General features: G+C 64.8%; 12 protein-coding genes and 1 pseudogene. 4 read left to right on the top strand and 9 right to left on the bottom strand.

Translation table 11 applies throughout. The features are described 5' to 3' along the window. Nucleotides 1-106: 106 nt before the first annotated feature. Together ACU5AZ_RS01840 and ACU5AZ_RS01835 are read left to right on the top strand one after the other, a co-directional pair. A pseudogene (locus tag ACU5AZ_RS01840) lies at nt 107-967 on the top strand (MBL fold metallo-hydrolase); the annotation flags it as partial. After that, on the top strand, nt 964-1,755 hold the full coding sequence (locus tag ACU5AZ_RS01835; protein WP_446824370.1) for a sulfite exporter TauE/SafE family protein: 792 nt from the start codon (nt 964-966) through the stop codon (nt 1,753-1,755). The pseudogene ACU5AZ_RS01840 and the gene ACU5AZ_RS01835, both read left to right, overlap by 4 nt. A gap of 27 nt (nt 1,756-1,782) precedes the next feature. Here the strand turns inward: ACU5AZ_RS01835 and ACU5AZ_RS01830 are convergent, their stop codons facing one another. The 5 genes from ACU5AZ_RS01830 to ACU5AZ_RS01810 are packed head-to-tail and all read right to left on the bottom strand — an operon-like array spanning nt 1,783 to nt 5,564. Further along, nucleotides 1,783-2,253 (bottom strand): DUF1203 domain-containing protein, encoded by a 471-nt coding sequence (locus ACU5AZ_RS01830; protein ID WP_446824369.1) that lies wholly within the window; start codon nt 2,251-2,253, stop codon nt 1,783-1,785. 50 nt (nt 2,254-2,303) lie between these two features. Then, entirely contained in the window at nt 2,304-2,894 is a 591-nt protein-coding gene (locus tag ACU5AZ_RS01825) for a GNAT family N-acetyltransferase (RefSeq protein WP_446824368.1), read from the bottom strand. Between the two features lie 3 nt (nt 2,895-2,897). Further along, a complete protein-coding gene (gene sseA, locus ACU5AZ_RS01820; RefSeq protein ID WP_446824367.1) occupies nt 2,898-3,752 on the bottom strand; it encodes a 3-mercaptopyruvate sulfurtransferase in 855 nt (284 codons plus the stop codon). Between the two features lie 18 nt (nt 3,753-3,770). Continuing rightward, nucleotides 3,771-4,502 (bottom strand): alanyl-tRNA editing protein, encoded by a 732-nt coding sequence (locus tag ACU5AZ_RS01815; protein WP_446824366.1) that lies wholly within the window; start codon nt 4,500-4,502, stop codon nt 3,771-3,773. A 24-nt stretch (nt 4,503-4,526) separates the two neighbouring features. Further along, nucleotides 4,527-5,564: a cysteine synthase A gene (locus ACU5AZ_RS01810; RefSeq protein ID WP_446824365.1), complete on the bottom strand. Its 1,038-nt coding sequence runs from the start codon at nt 5,562-5,564 to the stop codon at nt 4,527-4,529. A 276-nt stretch (nt 5,565-5,840) separates the two neighbouring features. Here ACU5AZ_RS01810 and ACU5AZ_RS01805 point away from each other — a divergent pair, with 276 nt between their 5' ends. Further along, complete coding sequence (locus tag ACU5AZ_RS01805; RefSeq protein WP_446824364.1) at nt 5,841-6,671, top strand: SDR family NAD(P)-dependent oxidoreductase; 831 nt, start codon at nt 5,841-5,843, stop codon at nt 6,669-6,671. Between the two features lie 60 nt (nt 6,672-6,731). On the opposite strand, the gene ACU5AZ_RS01800 is transcribed toward ACU5AZ_RS01805, so the two are convergent. From ACU5AZ_RS01800 to putA, 3 genes are all read right to left on the bottom strand, one after another. Beyond that, a complete protein-coding gene (locus ACU5AZ_RS01800) occupies nt 6,732-8,639 on the bottom strand; it encodes a HAMP domain-containing methyl-accepting chemotaxis protein (protein WP_446824363.1) in 1,908 nt (635 codons plus the stop codon). Between the two features lie 189 nt (nt 8,640-8,828). Beyond that, nucleotides 8,829-10,274: a cryptochrome/photolyase family protein gene (locus tag ACU5AZ_RS01795; protein ID WP_446824362.1), complete on the bottom strand. Its 1,446-nt coding sequence runs from the start codon at nt 10,272-10,274 to the stop codon at nt 8,829-8,831. A 127-nt stretch (nt 10,275-10,401) separates the two neighbouring features. Further along, complete coding sequence (putA, locus tag ACU5AZ_RS01790) at nt 10,402-14,103, bottom strand: trifunctional transcriptional regulator/proline dehydrogenase/L-glutamate gamma-semialdehyde dehydrogenase (protein WP_446824361.1); 3,702 nt, start codon at nt 14,101-14,103, stop codon at nt 10,402-10,404. 128 nt (nt 14,104-14,231) lie between these two features. Here putA and ACU5AZ_RS01785 point away from each other — a divergent pair, with 128 nt between their 5' ends. After that, nucleotides 14,232-14,696, top strand: a complete 465-nt coding sequence (locus tag ACU5AZ_RS01785; protein WP_446824360.1) for an Lrp/AsnC family transcriptional regulator — start codon at nt 14,232-14,234, stop codon at nt 14,694-14,696. On the opposite strand, the gene ACU5AZ_RS01780 is transcribed toward ACU5AZ_RS01785, so the two are convergent. After that, the gene (locus ACU5AZ_RS01780; RefSeq protein WP_446824359.1) at nt 14,693-15,583 is read right to left on the bottom strand and encodes a LysR family transcriptional regulator; all 891 of its coding nucleotides are present in this window, start codon (nt 15,581-15,583) and stop codon (nt 14,693-14,695) included. The two genes, ACU5AZ_RS01785 and ACU5AZ_RS01780, sit on opposite strands and share 4 nt — an antisense overlap. Nucleotides 15,584-15,686 lie beyond the last annotated feature (103 nt).

The following is a 15,686-nucleotide window of genomic DNA, read 5'->3' as shown; positions in this document are numbered from 1 at the left end:
GGGCCGCCGATCATCGCGGCGGTCATGTCTCTCGCGGTCCGGCTTCAGCGCCGGCCCGGATCACGAATTTCAGCAAAAGGCCCAGTTCATGCCCCAGAACCCCGTCGTCACCGCCTTCTTCGACAAGCGTACCTTCTCCGTCCAGTATGTCGTGGCCGACCCCGCGACGGGCAAATGCGCAATCATCGACCCCGTGCTGGACTACGACGAGAAATCCGGCACGACCTCGACGGAGAATGCCGAGGCGATCCTGAAATTCGTGGCCGATGAGGGCCTGACGGTCGAATGGATACTGGACACGCATCCCCATGCCGACCATTTCTCGGCGGCGCAGTACCTGAAGGAAAAGACCGGCGCGCCGACCGCCATCGGCGCGAAGGTCAGGGACGTCCAGGCACTGTGGAAGGCAATCTACAACTGGCCGGATTTTCCCGCCGACGGTTCGCAGTGGGACCGGCTGTTTTCGGCCGGCGACAGGTTCAAGGTCGGTTCCATCGAGGCGAAGGTGCTCTTCTCGCCGGGCCACACGCTGGCATCCATCACCTATGTCATCGGCGACGCCGCCTTCGTGCACGACACGCTGTTCATGCCGGACAGCGGCACGGCGCGGGCCGATTTTCCCGGCGGCAGCGCCAGCCGGCTGTGGCACTCTATCCAGGCGATCCTGTCTCTGCCCGGTGACACGCGCGTCTTCACCGGACACGACTATCAACCGGGCGGCCGCGAGCCGCGCTGGGAAAGCACGGTTGCCGAACAGCGGGCCGCCAACCCGCACATTACCGGCAAGGACGAAGCCGCCTTCGTGGCGCTGCGCGAGGCGCGCGACAGGACGCTGCCGATGCCGAAGCTCATCCTGCATGCCCTGCAGGTCAACATTCGCGGCGGACGTCTTCCCGAACCGGAGGAAAACGGCAGACGCTACCTGAAGATCCCGCTGAACGCGTTGCAAGGAGCGGCCTGGGAATGAGCACGGAGCTGGCCGGAACGCTGACGGCGCTGTTTTCCGGTAGCCTCGTCGGCTTCACCCTCGGACTGATCGGCGGCGGCGGTTCGATCCTGGCGACACCGCTGCTCATCTACGTGGTCGGCGTGGCGAGCCCGCATGTGGCGCTCGGAACCTCGGCGCTGGCGGTGGCGGTCAATGCCTATGCCAATCTCATCAGCCACGCCCGCAAGGGCCATGTGCGCTGGCGCTGCGCCGCCGTCTTCGCCGGCATGGGCGTGATCGGTGCCTTCGGCGGATCGAGCCTCGGCAAGATGGTCGACGGCCAGAAGCTGCTCTTCCTGTTCGGCCTCCTGATGCTGGTGGTCGCGGCGGCGATGATGCGCGGCCGCCGCAACGGGTCGGCCACCGATACGCCCGTCGAGCCGCCGCATGTCTGCATCCGCACGTCGATCGTCGCGATCGGCACCGGCGTGCTGTCGGGCTTCTTCGGCATCGGCGGCGGTTTCCTGATCGTGCCGGGCCTGATGTTTGCGACCGGCATGCCGATGATCAATGCGGTCGGCTCGTCGCTGCTCGCCGTCGGCACCTTCGGCCTGACGACGGCGGCGAACTATGCGGCCTCCGGGCTCGTCGACTGGAAGATCGCCTTCGAATTCATCGCCGGCGGCATCCTCGGCGGCGTCATCGGCATGCTGGCGGCGTCGCGGCTGTCGACCAAGGGCCAGACGCTCAACAACATCTTCGCCGGCATCATTGTCGTCGTCGGTCTCTACATTCTGGCAAGGAGCGGCATGGCGCTCTGGGGCTGAACCGCCCAGGAGCGCCATCTCCCGCCGTCAGACGCGGTCGATCCGGCACTGATAGCAATTGTTGCGCGCCGAGCGGACGTGGACATAGGCGATGTCGTCGCGCGACAGGAGGTCGGCGGCGCGCGCCGGAATATCACCGGTCGGTGTCACTGCGCCGCTGCCATAGACGATCCGGTCGTTCTCTCCATAGCCGCGCACGATGTAATCCGGGCTTGCCAGCATCGGCGGAACGATCTCTTCGGCGGCGTAACGCTTGCAGGGTTCGGCATGCAGGAAGATCGGCCCGGTCTCGGCATAGGGCTGCAGGGCCGGGAAGGGGCGATAGGCCAGCACCAGATAGGCCTCGCCCTTGCCGACGGTTGCAAGGCAATGCCGGCAGGGCACGCCGTTGCCATCGGATATCTGCCGCTCGGGTGGCAGGCCGTAGGCGTCCGGCCCGCCGGCCCAATAGGCTTCGGCGTCAGCAGTGGGCATTGCGGAAAAATGGATGGCGGTCATGGTGGTCTCCTTTTGAGGCGTGGAGGCCATGATCCGCTTTGGGAGGTACTTCAGCCACCCGATACTTGCGCGACATCCCGCCTTGCCAGATCGAGGAGTTCCTTGTCGCTCAAGGGGCGGACGAGGGCGTCGGAAGTGGAGACGGGGGTGAAGCCGTAGCGTTGGTAGAGCTGCAGCGCGCGCGGATGGTCGAGCGTGTTGGTCTGCACGGTGACGCGTTTGGGCTCCAGCATCCAGGCGGCGGTGATCGCCTGCAGCAGGAACCACTTGCCGACGCCGAGGCCGAGTGCGTGTTCCATCAGGCCGAAATAGGAGAGCTCGACCGTCTCCACGCTTTCGTGGAAAAGCTCGAAAAAGCCGGCGGGTGCGCCGTCGACGTAGAGAACCGTCACGGAAACGCGCGGATCGCGCAGGATCGCCTCCAGCTTCTTGTCGGCGAGGCGCAGGCGGTTGACCCAGTGCCAGCGGCTGCCGACCTGGCGGTAAAGGTAGCGATAGAAGGGCAGCGGGATGTTCTTCGTCCGCATCAGCGCCGTGTGGATGTTGACCGGGATCGGCAGGTTCGCCTTGGGCGGCGCCGTCATTTCCAGGTGCGTGATGTGTGCTTTCAGCGCCCGCGGCGATTTCGTCTGCTCGGCCATGCTTCAGGCCTTCCCGGTGACGATCGGCGTGTCTTCCTTGGATCCCCATTCCGACCACGAGCCGTCATAGAGAGTGTGATCCGTATGGCCGAGGCTTTCGAGCGCCAGCGAAATGATCGCCGCCGTCACGCCGGAGCCGCAGGTGGTGGTGACCGGCTTCGAAAGGTCGATGCCGGCGGCCTCGATCGTCTCACGCAGGGCCGCGAGGTCCTTCAGGCGGCCGGCCTCGGAAAAGACGCCCGACGGCAGGCTTTTCGCGCCGGGCATATGGCCGGAGCGCATGCCGGCGCGGGGCTCCGCCTCTTCACCGGTGAAACGGCCGGTGCCGCGCGCATCCGCGATCTGTCGGCTGCCCGATGAGACAACCTCCTGCATGGCGGCGAAGGTGGTCACCTTGTGGAGACTTGGATTGAGTTTGAAATGCCCGGGTACCGGTTCCGGAATGTCGGTCTCGAGCGGCCGGCCTTCCTTCTTCCAGCCGTCGATGCCGCCCTCCATGATGAAGACCCTGGTGGCGCCGAACAGGCGGAACATCCACCAGACCCGCGGAGCGGTGAAGATGCCGGGGCCGTCATAGACGACGATCGTGTCAGTATCGGAAATGCCGAGCTTTTCGGCGGCGGCGGCGAATTCTTCCGGCGAGGGCAGGGTGTGCGGCAGGCCGGAGGACTGGTCGCAGATCGCGTCCTGGTCGAAGAAGACGGCACCGGGCACATGGCCTTCGGCATATTCGGCAGCACCATTGCGCTTCTGGGCCGGCAGATACCAGGAAGCATCGACGACCCTGAATTCCGGCGCGCCCAACTGCTTTTCGACCCAGTCGGCGGAAACGACGAACGAACTCTTTTCCTTGGTCATGATGGCTCCCTTGCCCAATCAGGCTTCCGGCGTGCCGAAACGGATGCGGAAGCGACGGTTTTCCTTGCCCTTCTTGTCGATCTTGGCGATGTGAATCGCCCCGACCTCCTGGGTCTCGGATACATGGGTACCGCCGCAGGGCTGACTGTCAACGGAAGAATTCTCGCCGATGCAGACGAGGCTGACCCGGCCCATGCCGATCGGCGGCCGGACGTTCTTGGATTTGACGAGGCCGGGATTGGCCTGCAGTTCATCATCCGTGATCCATTGCACGAAGATGGGATGGTTTTCGTTGATAAGCGCCATCAGCTTCGCCGTCACCTCGTCCTTGTCGATCGTCTCCGCCATGTCGAAATCGACGCGGCTGTCGTCCTCGTTCACGGATGCGCCGGTGATCGGATAGGGGCAGACGACGGAGAGCAGGTGGCAGGCCGTGTGCATGCGCATGAGCTTGTAGCGGCGCGGCCAGTCGATGTGCAGCACGAGCGTTTCGCCGACCGAAGGCAGCGCTTCGCCCTCGAGTGGCCGGTGCAGGATGATGTCCTTGGTCTCGCCATGGGTGGTGACGCCGAGCATGATCTTCGACCCGTCGGCACGTTCGAAGAAGCCGGTATCGCCGGGCTGGCCGCCCGAAGTGGCGTAAAAGCAGGTCTGATCGAGTTCGATCGCACCGTCTTCATGGACCGCGGTGACGACCGCCTCGCAGGTGGAGAGATAGAAGTCGTCGCGAAACAGCGGCTTGACGGGCATCGGGCATTCCTTTGATGGCGGACTTCACGCCGCCTGGAAAGGAAGCTCGATCTCCGTCGGCTTCGTCAGCCATTGCGGGACCGGCAGATCCTTCGATGCAAGGAAGTCCGGATTGAAGAGTTTCGACTGGTAGCGGTTGCCGTAGTCGCAAAGAATGGTCACGACTGTATGGCCCGGTCCGAGGTCTTTGGCAAGGCGGATGGCGCCGGCGATGTTGATGCCGGACGAGCCGCCGAGGCACAGCCCTTCGTTCTCGACGAGGTCGAAGATCAGCGGCAGGGCTTCGCGGTCGGGGATCTGGTAGGCGAAGTCCGGGGTGAAGCCTTCGAGGTTCGCCGTGATGCGTCCCTGGCCGATGCCCTCGGTGATCGAGGAGCCGGCGGATTTCAGTTCGCCGTTCGTGTAGAACTCGTAGAGGGCGGCGCCTTCCGGATCGGCGAGGCCGATCTTGATGGCGGGGTTCTTCGCCTTCAGCCCCATGGCGACGCCGGCAAGCGTGCCGCCCGAGCCGACCGCGCAGATGAAGCCGTCGACCTTGCCGCCGGTCTGCTCGAAGATTTCCGGTGCCGTGGTGGCGATATGGGCGTCACGGTTGGCGACGTTGTCGAACTGGTTCGCCCAGATCGCGCCATTCGGCTCGGTCTTCGCCAATTCGGCGGCTAGGCGTCCGGAGACCTTCACGTAATTGTTCGGGTTCTTGTAGGGAACGGCGGGCACCTCGACGAGCTCGGCGCCGAGCAGGCGCAGCGCGTCCTTCTTTTCCTGGCTCTGCGTTTCCGGGATGACGATGACGGTGCGGTAGCCGAGCGCCTTGGCGACGACGGTGAGCCCGATGCCGGTATTGCCGGCGGTGCCCTCGACGATGACGCCGCCGGGCTTCAGCAGGCCCTTCTTTTCCGCGTCGCGGATGATGAAGAGCGCTGCCCTGTCCTTGACCGACTGTCCGGGGTTGAGGAACTCCGCCTTGCCGAGAATGGTGCAGCCGGTGGCTTCCGATGCGCCTTTGAGCTTGATCAGCGGCGTGTTGCCGATCGCGTCCAGAACGGTGGGGAGAAAGGTCATGGGGATCGCCTTCATGTCGTCAGGGGTCAGAAATTCTATCGTCGGGTTTTCGGCGAGCGGCGACAATAAAACAAGGAATTCTGTTTTACGGCGGCCAAGGAACGCGCCAAATTCATCTTATTTTCCGGGAGGCAATCCCTCAATACAAGGTGAAAACACGATTCCGGCTTGGTGCCGCCATACTGCTGCTCCATATGGTCTGGAAAATACAGAAATGGCGAAGAGGGGATTTCGGAAAGCGCGCGGCTCAGGCTGCGCAGTTTGGAGATGTACCGGATGACCTCGTTCAACGCAAAACCCGAACATGGCGTGGTCTGGATCACCGGCGCGAGCTCGGGCATTGGCCGCGCGCTGGCGCTGGAAATGGCGCGGCGCGGCTACAATGTCGCCGCCACCGCCCGCGATCATGACCGCCTCGTCACCCTGCAGGAAGAGGCCGGCGCCCTGAAGGGGGCGATCCATGTCGTCGATGGTGATGTCACCGAGCGGCAGGACATGGAACGCGTGATCGCCTCGATCGAATACGAGCACGGCCGGATTGCGCTCGCCGTCTTCAATGCCGGCATTTTCGAGAGAGCCAGGCCGGGCGTCGAACTGCGCCGCGCGTTCGAAAAGTCGATCGCGGTCAACCTGACCGGCGTCGTCAATTGTCTGGTGCCGTGCCTGCGTCACATGCAGACCTATTCCCATGGCCAGATCGCCTTCATGGGCTCGGCGGCGGGCTATGCCGGCCTGCCGGGCAGCGCCGCCTACGGCGCGACGAAGGCGGCGATGATCAACATGGCGCAGAGCCTGGCGCTGGACCTTGAAGGCTCCGGCATCTTCGTGCAGCTGATCAATCCCGGTTTCGTCGAGACGCCGATGACGGCCGCGATGCGCACGCTTGCCGCCGGGCGGATCACGGCGGAGGACGCGGCCAGGCGCATCGCCGACGGCTTGCAGGGGCAGGCGTTCGAGATCGCCTTTCCGCGCCGACAGGCCTTGGCCGCCAAGCTTCTCGGCATCCTGCCCTATGCGCTCTATTTCCCGCTGCTGCGCTGGATGCGCGGCAAGACCGTGGCGCGCCAGCCGAAGGCCGTGGAAAACACCCTGCATCCTGCCGAATAGTGATGAAAAAAGCCGCCCGGCGTGACCGGACGGCTTCGTTTCTGACCGTCTTCGTTCGTATCAGGCCGCGCGTGCAACGCGGTGCGGCTGGCCGGGCGCAGCGGCGTCCAAGCGGAATTTCTCCAGCATCTGCTGCAGGCTGCGGCTTTCGCCGGCAAGCGTCTGGCTGGCCGCCGTCGTCTCCTCGACCATGGCAGCGTTCTGCTGCGTCATCTGGTCCATGTGGTTGACGGAGGTGTTGATCTCCTGGATGCCGGTCGCCTGCTCGCGCGCCGCCGTGGCGATCGTCGCGACATGGTCGTTGACGCGGTTGACCAGCTTCTCGATTTCCACCAGCGCCTCGCCGGTCGAGCGCACCAGCGCGACACCGTTGCCGACCTCGGATGCCGAAGCAGAGATCAGCGTCTTGATCTCCTTGGCGGCATTCGCGGAGCGCTGTGCGAGCTCGCGCACTTCCTGGGCGACGACGGCAAAGCCGCGGCCGGCCTCACCGGCACGTGCCGCTTCGACGCCGGCGTTGAGCGCCAGCAGGTTCGTCTGGAAGGCGATCTCGTCGATCACGCCGATGATCTGGCTGATCTTGCTGGACGAATCCTCGATCCGACCCATGGCGTCGACCGCATTGCGGACGATTTCGCCGGAGCGGGCGGCGCTGTTCTTCGTTTCGGCGACCATTTCGCTGGCTTCGACTGCGCGCTGCGATGCGGTGCGCACGGTGGAGGTGATCTCGTCGAGCGCGGCGGCGGTTTCCTCCAGAGCTGCGGCCTGCTGTTCCGTGCGGCGCGACAGGTCGTTGGCGGAGGAGCTCAGCTCGGCGGAGTTGCTGTTGATCGTCGAGGTGGCGGCACGCACGTTCTGCATGGTCGAGCGCAGCGTGGCGAGCGTGGTGTTGACGTTGGCCTTGAGCTCCGCGAAGGCGCCCTGGAATTCGCCGCGCATGTCCTGCGTCAGGTCTGCCTGGGCAAGGGCTGCCATGACCCGGCGCATCTCGGCGAGACCGAGATCGACCGAGCCGATCAGTTCATTGACGCTGGCGGCGAAGCGGTTGAGGTCTTCGTCGTCATAGACCTTGGAGATGCGCACCGAGAAGTCGCCGGCGACGGCGGAGGCCACCACATGGCTGATGCTCGACTGCAGGTCATCGCTCTGTGCCTGGATGACCGCTTCCTGGGCCTTCATGTCGCGCAGGCCCAGTTCGTTGCGGCGGAAGATTTCCAACGCGCGTGCCATTTCGCCGATCTCGTCCTTGCGGTCGGTATCGGGAGTGCGGCCTTCGAGGTCGCCGCGGGCAAACCGGCTCATGATAACGGTGAGGTCGGCAATCGGGCCGACGATGCCGCGACGGGCGACGAGGAAGCTGATCATCAGGCCGCCGAGAATGCCGACGGCGGCGACGATGATCTGCGCCATCATGGTGACGGTCGAGGCAGAAATGGCATTGGCACGGGAGTTGGCGAGCGTGTCGCCGGAATATTTGCTGTATTCCTTGACGGCGGCGGTCACGGTCTTCTGGCCGTCGAGGGCCTTGTCGAGCGCGGCCTTGATGGCGCCCTGGTCGTCGGGATTGGCGGCGACCGTCTTCACCATGGCGCGGATGTCGTCGAAGTAGCTGGCGAGCGTGGTGCGGATCGTTTCCAGCAGGGCAAGCTCGTTGGCGTCGGCGGTGGACTGGATCTTCGGCAGCCGGTCGAGCATTTCCTTTGCGCGGCTTTCCGTGTCGGCGGCGAAGTCCGCGGCCTTTTCAGGTGCCTGCGCCAGCTGGTAGGTCATGCGGCTGATCGCGACGATATCGATGCGCAGGTCCATCGCCTCGCGGGCGACTTCCTCGCGGGCGCCGGTATCGGCGATCGCACGGCTGAGCGAGTTCAGGCCGGTCGCGCCGGTGGCGGCGATAACGGCGGAGCTCAAGCCCATGATGGCGACGGCAATGCCAATCTTGTGGAGGATGGAAAGGTTCTTGAAGTGCATGTCCGAGGCCTCGTGGGGACGACGCTACCGGCGATCATTGGCGGTATCGGGATAGGTGACCGGCAAGACATCATGTCCCAGGCTTTTGGGAGAAGAGGAATGTTGCGGCGCAACAACTCCTCCGTTTCTTTCTACGGACACACTTTTAAAGTTCGGTAAAAACCCGCGAGGGTTGCGCCGGAAGGCCCCTCAGTCGCCGGACAGCGCCGAATGGGTGGACAGCGCCTTTTCGCGCGCCTTCATGTGATCGACGATCGGCTCGGGATAGGTCTCGCCGATGCGGATGCCGGCCTTTTCCCGAAAGGCGGGCGGCGCCTTGTCGGGCAGGTTCTTGTACTTGCCCGGAAGCTTGGCGAGTTCCGGCACGTAGCGGCTGATATAGTCGCCGTCCGGATCGAATTTCTCGCCCTGCATGATCGGGTTGAAGACGCGGAAGAACGGTGCCGCGTCGGCGCCCGATCCGGCCACCCACTGCCAGCTGGCCGCATTTGAGGCCGGGTCGGCATCGACCAGCGTGTCGCGGAACCATTTCTCACCGTGCCGCCAGTCGATCAGGCAATGCTTGATCAGGAAGGAGGCGACGACCATGCGCACACGGTTGTGCATCCAGCCGTGCTTCCAGAGCTGGCGCATGCCGGCGTCGACGATCGGATAGCCGGTCTGGCCCTTCTTCCAGGCGTCAAACAGCTTTTCATCGAACTCCCAGGGGAAATTATCGAACTTGTCGTTCCAGTTCTTCTCCGCCAGTTCCGGGAAATGGAAAAGGAGGTGATAGGAGAATTCCCGCCAGACGATCTCCTTGCGGAAGCGCAGCACGCCGTCGGTGCCGTAGCGGTCCATCAGGCCGTTGGTCGAATGCCAGATGCGGGCCGGCGAAATCTCGCCGAGCGCCAGGTAGGGCGACAGGCGCGAGGTTGCATCGACGCCCGGGAAATCCCGAAGGCTGTCATAGTCCTTCACATGCTTGTCGAGAAAGACCTTGAGGCGCTTGTGGGCGGCGGCCTCGCCGGGCTCCCACATTTCCGGAAAATGCTCCGCCCAGTTCGGCTTCGTCGGCAGATATCCCCAGTCGGTGACATTTTCGGACTTTGGCCATTTTTCCGGGCTTTTGAGCGATTTCGGAGCGTCGACCGGATCGCGCGGATCATCCTCGCTGCTGAAGGCCTTCCAGAACGGCGTGTAGACCTTGTAGGGCGTGCCCTGGCCGGTCAGAAGATGGGTGGGCTCGTGCAGGAGCTGGCCGGCGAAGCTTTTGACCTCGATGCCCGTCTCGGCGAGGCTCTTCTTCAGCGGCGTGTCGATCGCGATGCCCGGCGGATCGTAGCGCCGGTTCCAGTAGACGGCGCCGGCACCCGTTGCCTTGACGAGGCGGGGCAGGAGATCGTCGGCGGAACCGCTGGCGAGGATCAGACGCGAGCCGAGCTTTTCGAACGAATTCTGCAGGGTCACCAGTGAGTGATGCAGCCACCAGGCCTGCGCGGCGCCGAGCGGCCCGGTGCCGGCTTCCTCCGGTTCGCGGATATAGACGGGAATGACTGGCCCGCCGCTTTGCGCGGCTGCCGTCAGCGCCAGATTGTCGTCAAGGCGAAGATCCTTGCGGAACCAGACGAGGACGGGCTTGGCGGATGAGGTCAAGGAAAACTCCGTATCAGATCATCGTGAGGAGGGCGGCAGGCCGGGCGCGGACCTTTCCCGACCTGCCGCCTACGCAGTACTCACAATCTAATACGATTCCCGGAACCGTTTGGTTCAGGAATAAATCTCACCCGATCGTCATCAGGCTGGCATTGCCACCCGCCGCCGTGGTGTTGATCGAGGTCGAGACCTCCTCCAGCAGCCAGTTGAGGCAGTAGCAGTCGGCCTTGGCCGCGATCTCGCCGGCCGATGCCGCCTGTACCAGAACGAGCGGGCCGGGCAGCGTGGCGATCTTGCCGTTGATTGCGCGCACCCGTTCTCCGTCGCCTTCGATCAGCGCACCGGCAAACGGGCCGTCGGCCGCCCAGTCGCGCGAGAGCGAAACCTGCGCCGAAATGCTGGCCGGCAGATCCTTCAGCGCCGCCTGCAGGCCTGTGCCGGCGTCGATGACGGCGTGGTTGCCGGTCGCAAGGGCGGCGGCCAGCTGGCGGTACAGGCCGCTTTCGGTTTCCGGCGCGAGCAGCACCCGGCCGCGCGCATGCAGCTGGTAAAGATTGCGCTCGCCGACCGGGCCGGGAAGCTCCGTTTCAAGACCGAGCGCCGAATTGCCGCCGAGGGTGCGGGCGGCTTCGGCATCGGCCGTGCTGCCCTTCTCGTCGAGCCAGTTGACGAGGTCGAGGAGGGCCGGCGCCTGGTGGACGGAGCTCAGCATCGGCGGCAGCGGGGCGGTATCCACCAGACGGCCGAGATAGAGCGGTCCGCCGGCCTTGGGTCCGGTACCGGAGAGCCCGCGCCCGCCGAACGGCTGCACGCCGACGACGGCGCCGATGATGTTGCGGTTGACGTAGATGTTGCCGACCTTCACGCGGCTGGTCACATGCGCGATGGTCTCGTCCAGGCGGGTATGCAGGCCGAAGGTGAGGCCGTAGCCGGTAGCGTTGATCGCGTCGATCAGCCGGTCGAGGCCGCGACGCTGGTAGCGCACGACGTGAAGGACGGGGCCGAAGACCTCGCGTTCGAGGTCGGAGAGCTTGCCAATCTCGATGATGGTCGGTGGCACGAAGGTGCTGTTGGCGGTCGTCTCGGCGAGGCCGATCTGCTCGACCTTGCAGCCGAGCGCGCGCATGCGTTCGATGTGCTTTTCGATGATGCCCTTGGCTTCGGAGGTGATGACCGGGCCGATATCGACGCTGAGCTTGTCGGTGCGCCCGATCGAGAGCTCGTGCAGGGCGCCCTTCAGCATGGCGAGGATGCGGTCGGCGACGTCTTCCTGCAGGCAGAGGACGCGCAGCGCCGAGCAGCGCTGGCCGGCACTGTCGAAGGCGGAGGCGATGACGTCGGCGACCACCTGTTCGGCAAGTGCGGATGAGTCGACGATCATGGCGTTCTGGCCGCCGGTTTCGGCAATCAGCGGGATCGGCTTGCCGGTGGCGGAAAGCCGGCCGGCCAGCTGCGACTGGATGAGGCGGGCGACTTCGGTCGAGCCGGTGAACATGACGCCGGCGACCTCCGGGCTGCCGACGAGGGCGGCACCGACACGCCCGTCGCCGGGCACGAACTGCAGCGCGGAGGCGGGAACGCCGGCCTCATGCAGGATGCGGACACCCTCGGCGGCGATCAGCGGCGTCTCTTCGGCCGGCTTGGCCAGCACCGGATTGCCGGCGACGAGGGCGGCTGCCACCTGACCGGTGAAGATCGCCAGCGGGAAGTTCCACGGGCTGATGCAGACGATGGGACCGAGCGCCTTGTGGGTCGGGCCGAAGGTGGCGCGGGCCTGTTCGCCGTAATAGCGCAGGAAGTCGATCGCCTCGCGCACTTCGGCAATCGCATTGGGCAGCGACTTGCCGGCCTCGCGGGCGATCAGGCCGAGTAGAACCGGCATGCGCGCCTGCATGATGTCGGCGGCGCGTTCCAGGCAGGCGGCGCGTTCGACCGGCGGCGTGTCGGCCCAGGAAGCGGCCGCTTCGGCGGCAAGGCTGACGGCGCGGCGGGCGTCATCCTCGGAGGTTTCCGTGACCGTGCCGACGACGTCCGCGTGGTCGCCGGGATTGAGGACCGGCCGCGTTTCGCCACCGGCCTTAGCGTCGGCAAGCTGTGGGGCTGCCTGCCACTGCGTGGCGGCGCTTTCCTTCAGCGATACGGTGAGGTCGGCGAGAACCTGTTCGTTGGAAAGGTCGAGACCAGCCGAATTCGGCCGGCCGGCACCGAAAATGTCTTCGGGCAGGGCGATCTGGTCGTGCTGCGCACCGGGCTTAGCCATCGCGCGGACAACCTCGACCGGATCGGCGATCAGTTCGTCGATCGAGACCGTGGGATCGGCGATGCGGTTGACGAAGGAGGAGTTCGCGCCGTTTTCGAGAAGGCGGCGGACCAGATAGGCGAGCAGCGTTTCATGCGTGCCGACCGGTGCATAGATGCGGGCCGGACGGTTGAGCTTGCCGCGGCCGACGACCTCGTCATAGAGCGGCTCGCCCATGCCATGCAGGCACTGGAACTCGTACTTGCCGGAATGAAAGTCCTTGCCGGCCATGTGGTAGATGGTGGCGAGCGTCTGGGCGTTGTGGGTGGCGAATTGCGGAAAGACCGCATCGCCGGCGGCAAGCAGCTTCTTCGCGCAGGCGATATAGGAAACGTCGGTATGCACCTTGCGGGTGAACACCGGAAAGCCATTAAGGCCGTCCACCTGCGCGCGCTTGATCTCGGCGTCCCAGTATGCGCCCTTGACGAGACGCACCATGATGCGGCGCTCGGCGCGGCGGGCGAGGTCGATGATGAAATCCAGAACGAAGGGGCAGCGCTTGCCATAGGCCTGGACGACGAAGCCCATGCCATTCCAGCCCGAAAGGTCGGGGTCGAGGCAAAGGCTTTCGAGAAGGTCGAGCGACAGTTCCAGGCGGTCGGCTTCCTCGGCGTCGATGTTGAGGCCGATGTCGTAATCCTTGGCGATCAGGGCGAGCGCCTTTACCTTCGGAAGCAATTCGCTCATCACGCGGCCGGCCTGGGCGCGCGAATAGCGCGGATGCAGGGCGGAAAGCTTGATGGAAATGCCGGGGCCTTCATAGATACCGCGCCCGTCGGAGGCCTTGCCGATCGCATGGATGGCGGTCTCGTAGTCGCGGTAGTAGCGTTCGGCGTCGTCCGCCGTCGTCGCCGCCTCGCCGAGCATGTCGTAGGAGTAGCGGAAGCCGCGCTTTTCCAGAACGCGGGCGCGCTTCAGCGCCTCGTCGATGGTTTCGCCGGTGACGAACTGCTCGCCCATCATGCGCATCGCCATGTCGACGCCACGGCGGATGACCGGCTCACCGGCGCGGGCGACGAGGCGGGTGAGGGCCGCCGAGAGCGAACGGTCGTTGACGGTCGCCGTCAGCCGGCCGGTGATCGCCAGCCCCCAGGTGGCGGCGTTGACGAACAGCGACCGGTCGCCGCCGACATGCGAACGCCAGTCGCCATCGGAAATCTTGTCGCGGATCAGCGCGTCGCGGGTCGCCGTATCCGGGATGCGCAGCAGGGCTTCGGCGAGGCACATCAGCGCCACGCCTTCCTCGCTGGAGAGCGAATATTCATGCACGAGGCCTTCGACGCCGGAATCGCGGTGCTTGGCGCGCAGCGCCGTGATCAGCTGCCGGGCGGTGATCGCGATCACCTCGCTGCGCGGGCCTGTCTGCGTCGCCTGCTCGAGCAGCGGAACGAGGCATTCGGCCTCGTCGCGGCGATAGGCGGCGGTGATCGCCCGGCGCAGCTCGCTCTGCTCGGCGACCGGCGGCGCAAACTGCTGGAAGGCGTTGGAATTCGGGGTCTCGGGGGCAACAATCGACTGCGGCTGCGGCATGCTTCACACTCCATGGCAAAGGCTGTGCAGATGATAGCAAAACGACCTCAGGAAATCCGACTTGATTTGAGCGGGCTGTGATGCGATTTTCCTGATTAGAGATCAGATAAAAGAGAAAGTGGATTGTCGTGGCGGCTGAGCAAAGGGAATTCGACGTCTTCGATCGAAAAATCCTCGATATTGTCGGCGATGACGGTCGCATCTCCGTAACGGATCTTGCCAAGCGCGTCGGCCTGTCGAAGACGCCGTGCCAGGTGCGGCTGAAACGGCTGATCGACGACGGCTATATTCTCGGCTTCAAGGCGGTGCTCGATCCGGTCAAGCTCGGCCTCGACCATGTGGCTTTTACGGAGGTCAAGCTCTCCGACACCCGCGAGGCGGCGCTGAAGGAGTTCAACACCGCCGTGCGCAAGATCAAGGAGGTCGAGGAGTGCCACATGATTGCCGGCTCCTTCGACTATCTCCTGAAGGTGCGCACCGCCGACATCCGCAAGTACCGCCACGTGCTGGGCGAAAAGATTTCCGCGCTGCCGCATGTGGCAAGCTCCTCGACCTTCGTCGCCATGCAGACGGTGAAGGAGAGGGGGATTTAGGCGCCAGTAGCGCGGGCGTCGCCGGCGATTTCGGCGGTGATCCACTCGCGAAACGCCTTCATGGCAGGTGATTCCGGCCGTGATTTCAGCCGCGTCATCCAGTAGCCGCCCATGTCGACCTCGGTGGCAAACGGCTTGACGATCCGGCCGGCGGCAAAATCATGCCCGAACATGGCGACCGGGACGAGCGACACGCCGACGCCGCGGGCCGCCGCTTCCACCAGCGCCAGCGACGAATCGAACATCCAGCCGCGCAGGCTGGGCGGCGCCATGCCGGCGGCGCGAAACCATTTCGGCCATTCATCGACGCGGTAGGAGCGCAAGAGTTCCATGCCGGCAAGATCCTCGACGGAATTCAGTGCCGGCAGGAGTTCCGGCGCGCAGACCGGCGATAGCGGAGCGTCCATCAGTTGGACGGCCTCGGTGCCGTGCCAGGCGCCGTCGCCGAAGCGAATGAGGAAATCGAGGCCGTCGCCGAGAATGTCGGAGCGGTTGTTGTTGGTCTTGATGCGCAGGTCTACATGCGGCTGCCGGCGCCTGAAATCGGCAAGCCGGGGCAATAGCCAGCCGATGGCGAAGGTGCCGACGACACCGACGGTCAGGATCTCGTGAAAATTGCCCTCCTCGAACTGGCTGAGCGTGGCGCTCATCCGCTGGAAGGCGTCGGTCAGCACCGGCAGAAGGGCGTGTCCCTCGTCGGTCAGCGCCAGTCCGCGCGGCAATCGCTTGAAGAGACTGACCCCGAGGACGGCCTCCAGCGCCTTGACCTGATGGCTGATCGCCGTCTGTGTGACCCGCAGTTCCAGCCCGGCGCGTGTGAAGCTGCAAAGCCTAGCGGAGGCCTCGAAGGCGCGCAGCGAGTTGAGCGGCAGTTGCGAGACGTCCATCGTTCAAGCCCAAGATTTTCTCATGTCTCTCCCTATAAATCGTCGTTTGTACGAGGGCAACGCGCGTCATAGGGTCCTCACGCAGCCGACCGGATAGCCCTTG

The sequence above is a fragment of the Rhizobium sp. PAMB 3182 genome (assembly GCF_052908355.1).
The sequence above is the reverse complement of the archived record's forward strand: the minus strand, read 5'-3'. Positions and strand labels throughout refer to the sequence as shown.

What these genes read in the sequence shown, in the direction of transcription:
- ACU5AZ_RS01835 (WP_446824370.1), top strand. Translation starts at nt 964, where the DNA reads ATGAGCACGGAGCTGGCCGGAACGCTGACGGCGCTGTTTTCCGGTAGC.
- ACU5AZ_RS01830 (WP_446824369.1), bottom strand. Translation starts at nt 2,253, where the DNA reads ATGACCGCCATCCATTTTTCCGCAATGCCCACTGCTGACGCCGAAGCC.
- ACU5AZ_RS01825 (WP_446824368.1), bottom strand. Translation starts at nt 2,894, where the DNA reads ATGGCCGAGCAGACGAAATCGCCGCGGGCGCTGAAAGCACACATCACG.
- sseA (WP_446824367.1), bottom strand. Translation starts at nt 3,752, where the DNA reads ATGACCAAGGAAAAGAGTTCGTTCGTCGTTTCCGCCGACTGGGTCGAA.
- ACU5AZ_RS01815 (WP_446824366.1), bottom strand. Translation starts at nt 4,502, where the DNA reads ATGCCCGTCAAGCCGCTGTTTCGCGACGACTTCTATCTCTCCACCTGC.
- ACU5AZ_RS01810 (WP_446824365.1), bottom strand. Translation starts at nt 5,564, where the DNA reads ATGACCTTTCTCCCCACCGTTCTGGACGCGATCGGCAACACGCCGCTG.
- ACU5AZ_RS01805 (WP_446824364.1), top strand. Translation starts at nt 5,841, where the DNA reads ATGACCTCGTTCAACGCAAAACCCGAACATGGCGTGGTCTGGATCACC.
- ACU5AZ_RS01800 (WP_446824363.1), bottom strand. Translation starts at nt 8,639, where the DNA reads ATGCACTTCAAGAACCTTTCCATCCTCCACAAGATTGGCATTGCCGTC.
- putA (WP_446824361.1), bottom strand. Translation starts at nt 14,103, where the DNA reads ATGCCGCAGCCGCAGTCGATTGTTGCCCCCGAGACCCCGAATTCCAAC.
- ACU5AZ_RS01780 (WP_446824359.1), bottom strand. Translation starts at nt 15,583, where the DNA reads ATGGACGTCTCGCAACTGCCGCTCAACTCGCTGCGCGCCTTCGAGGCC.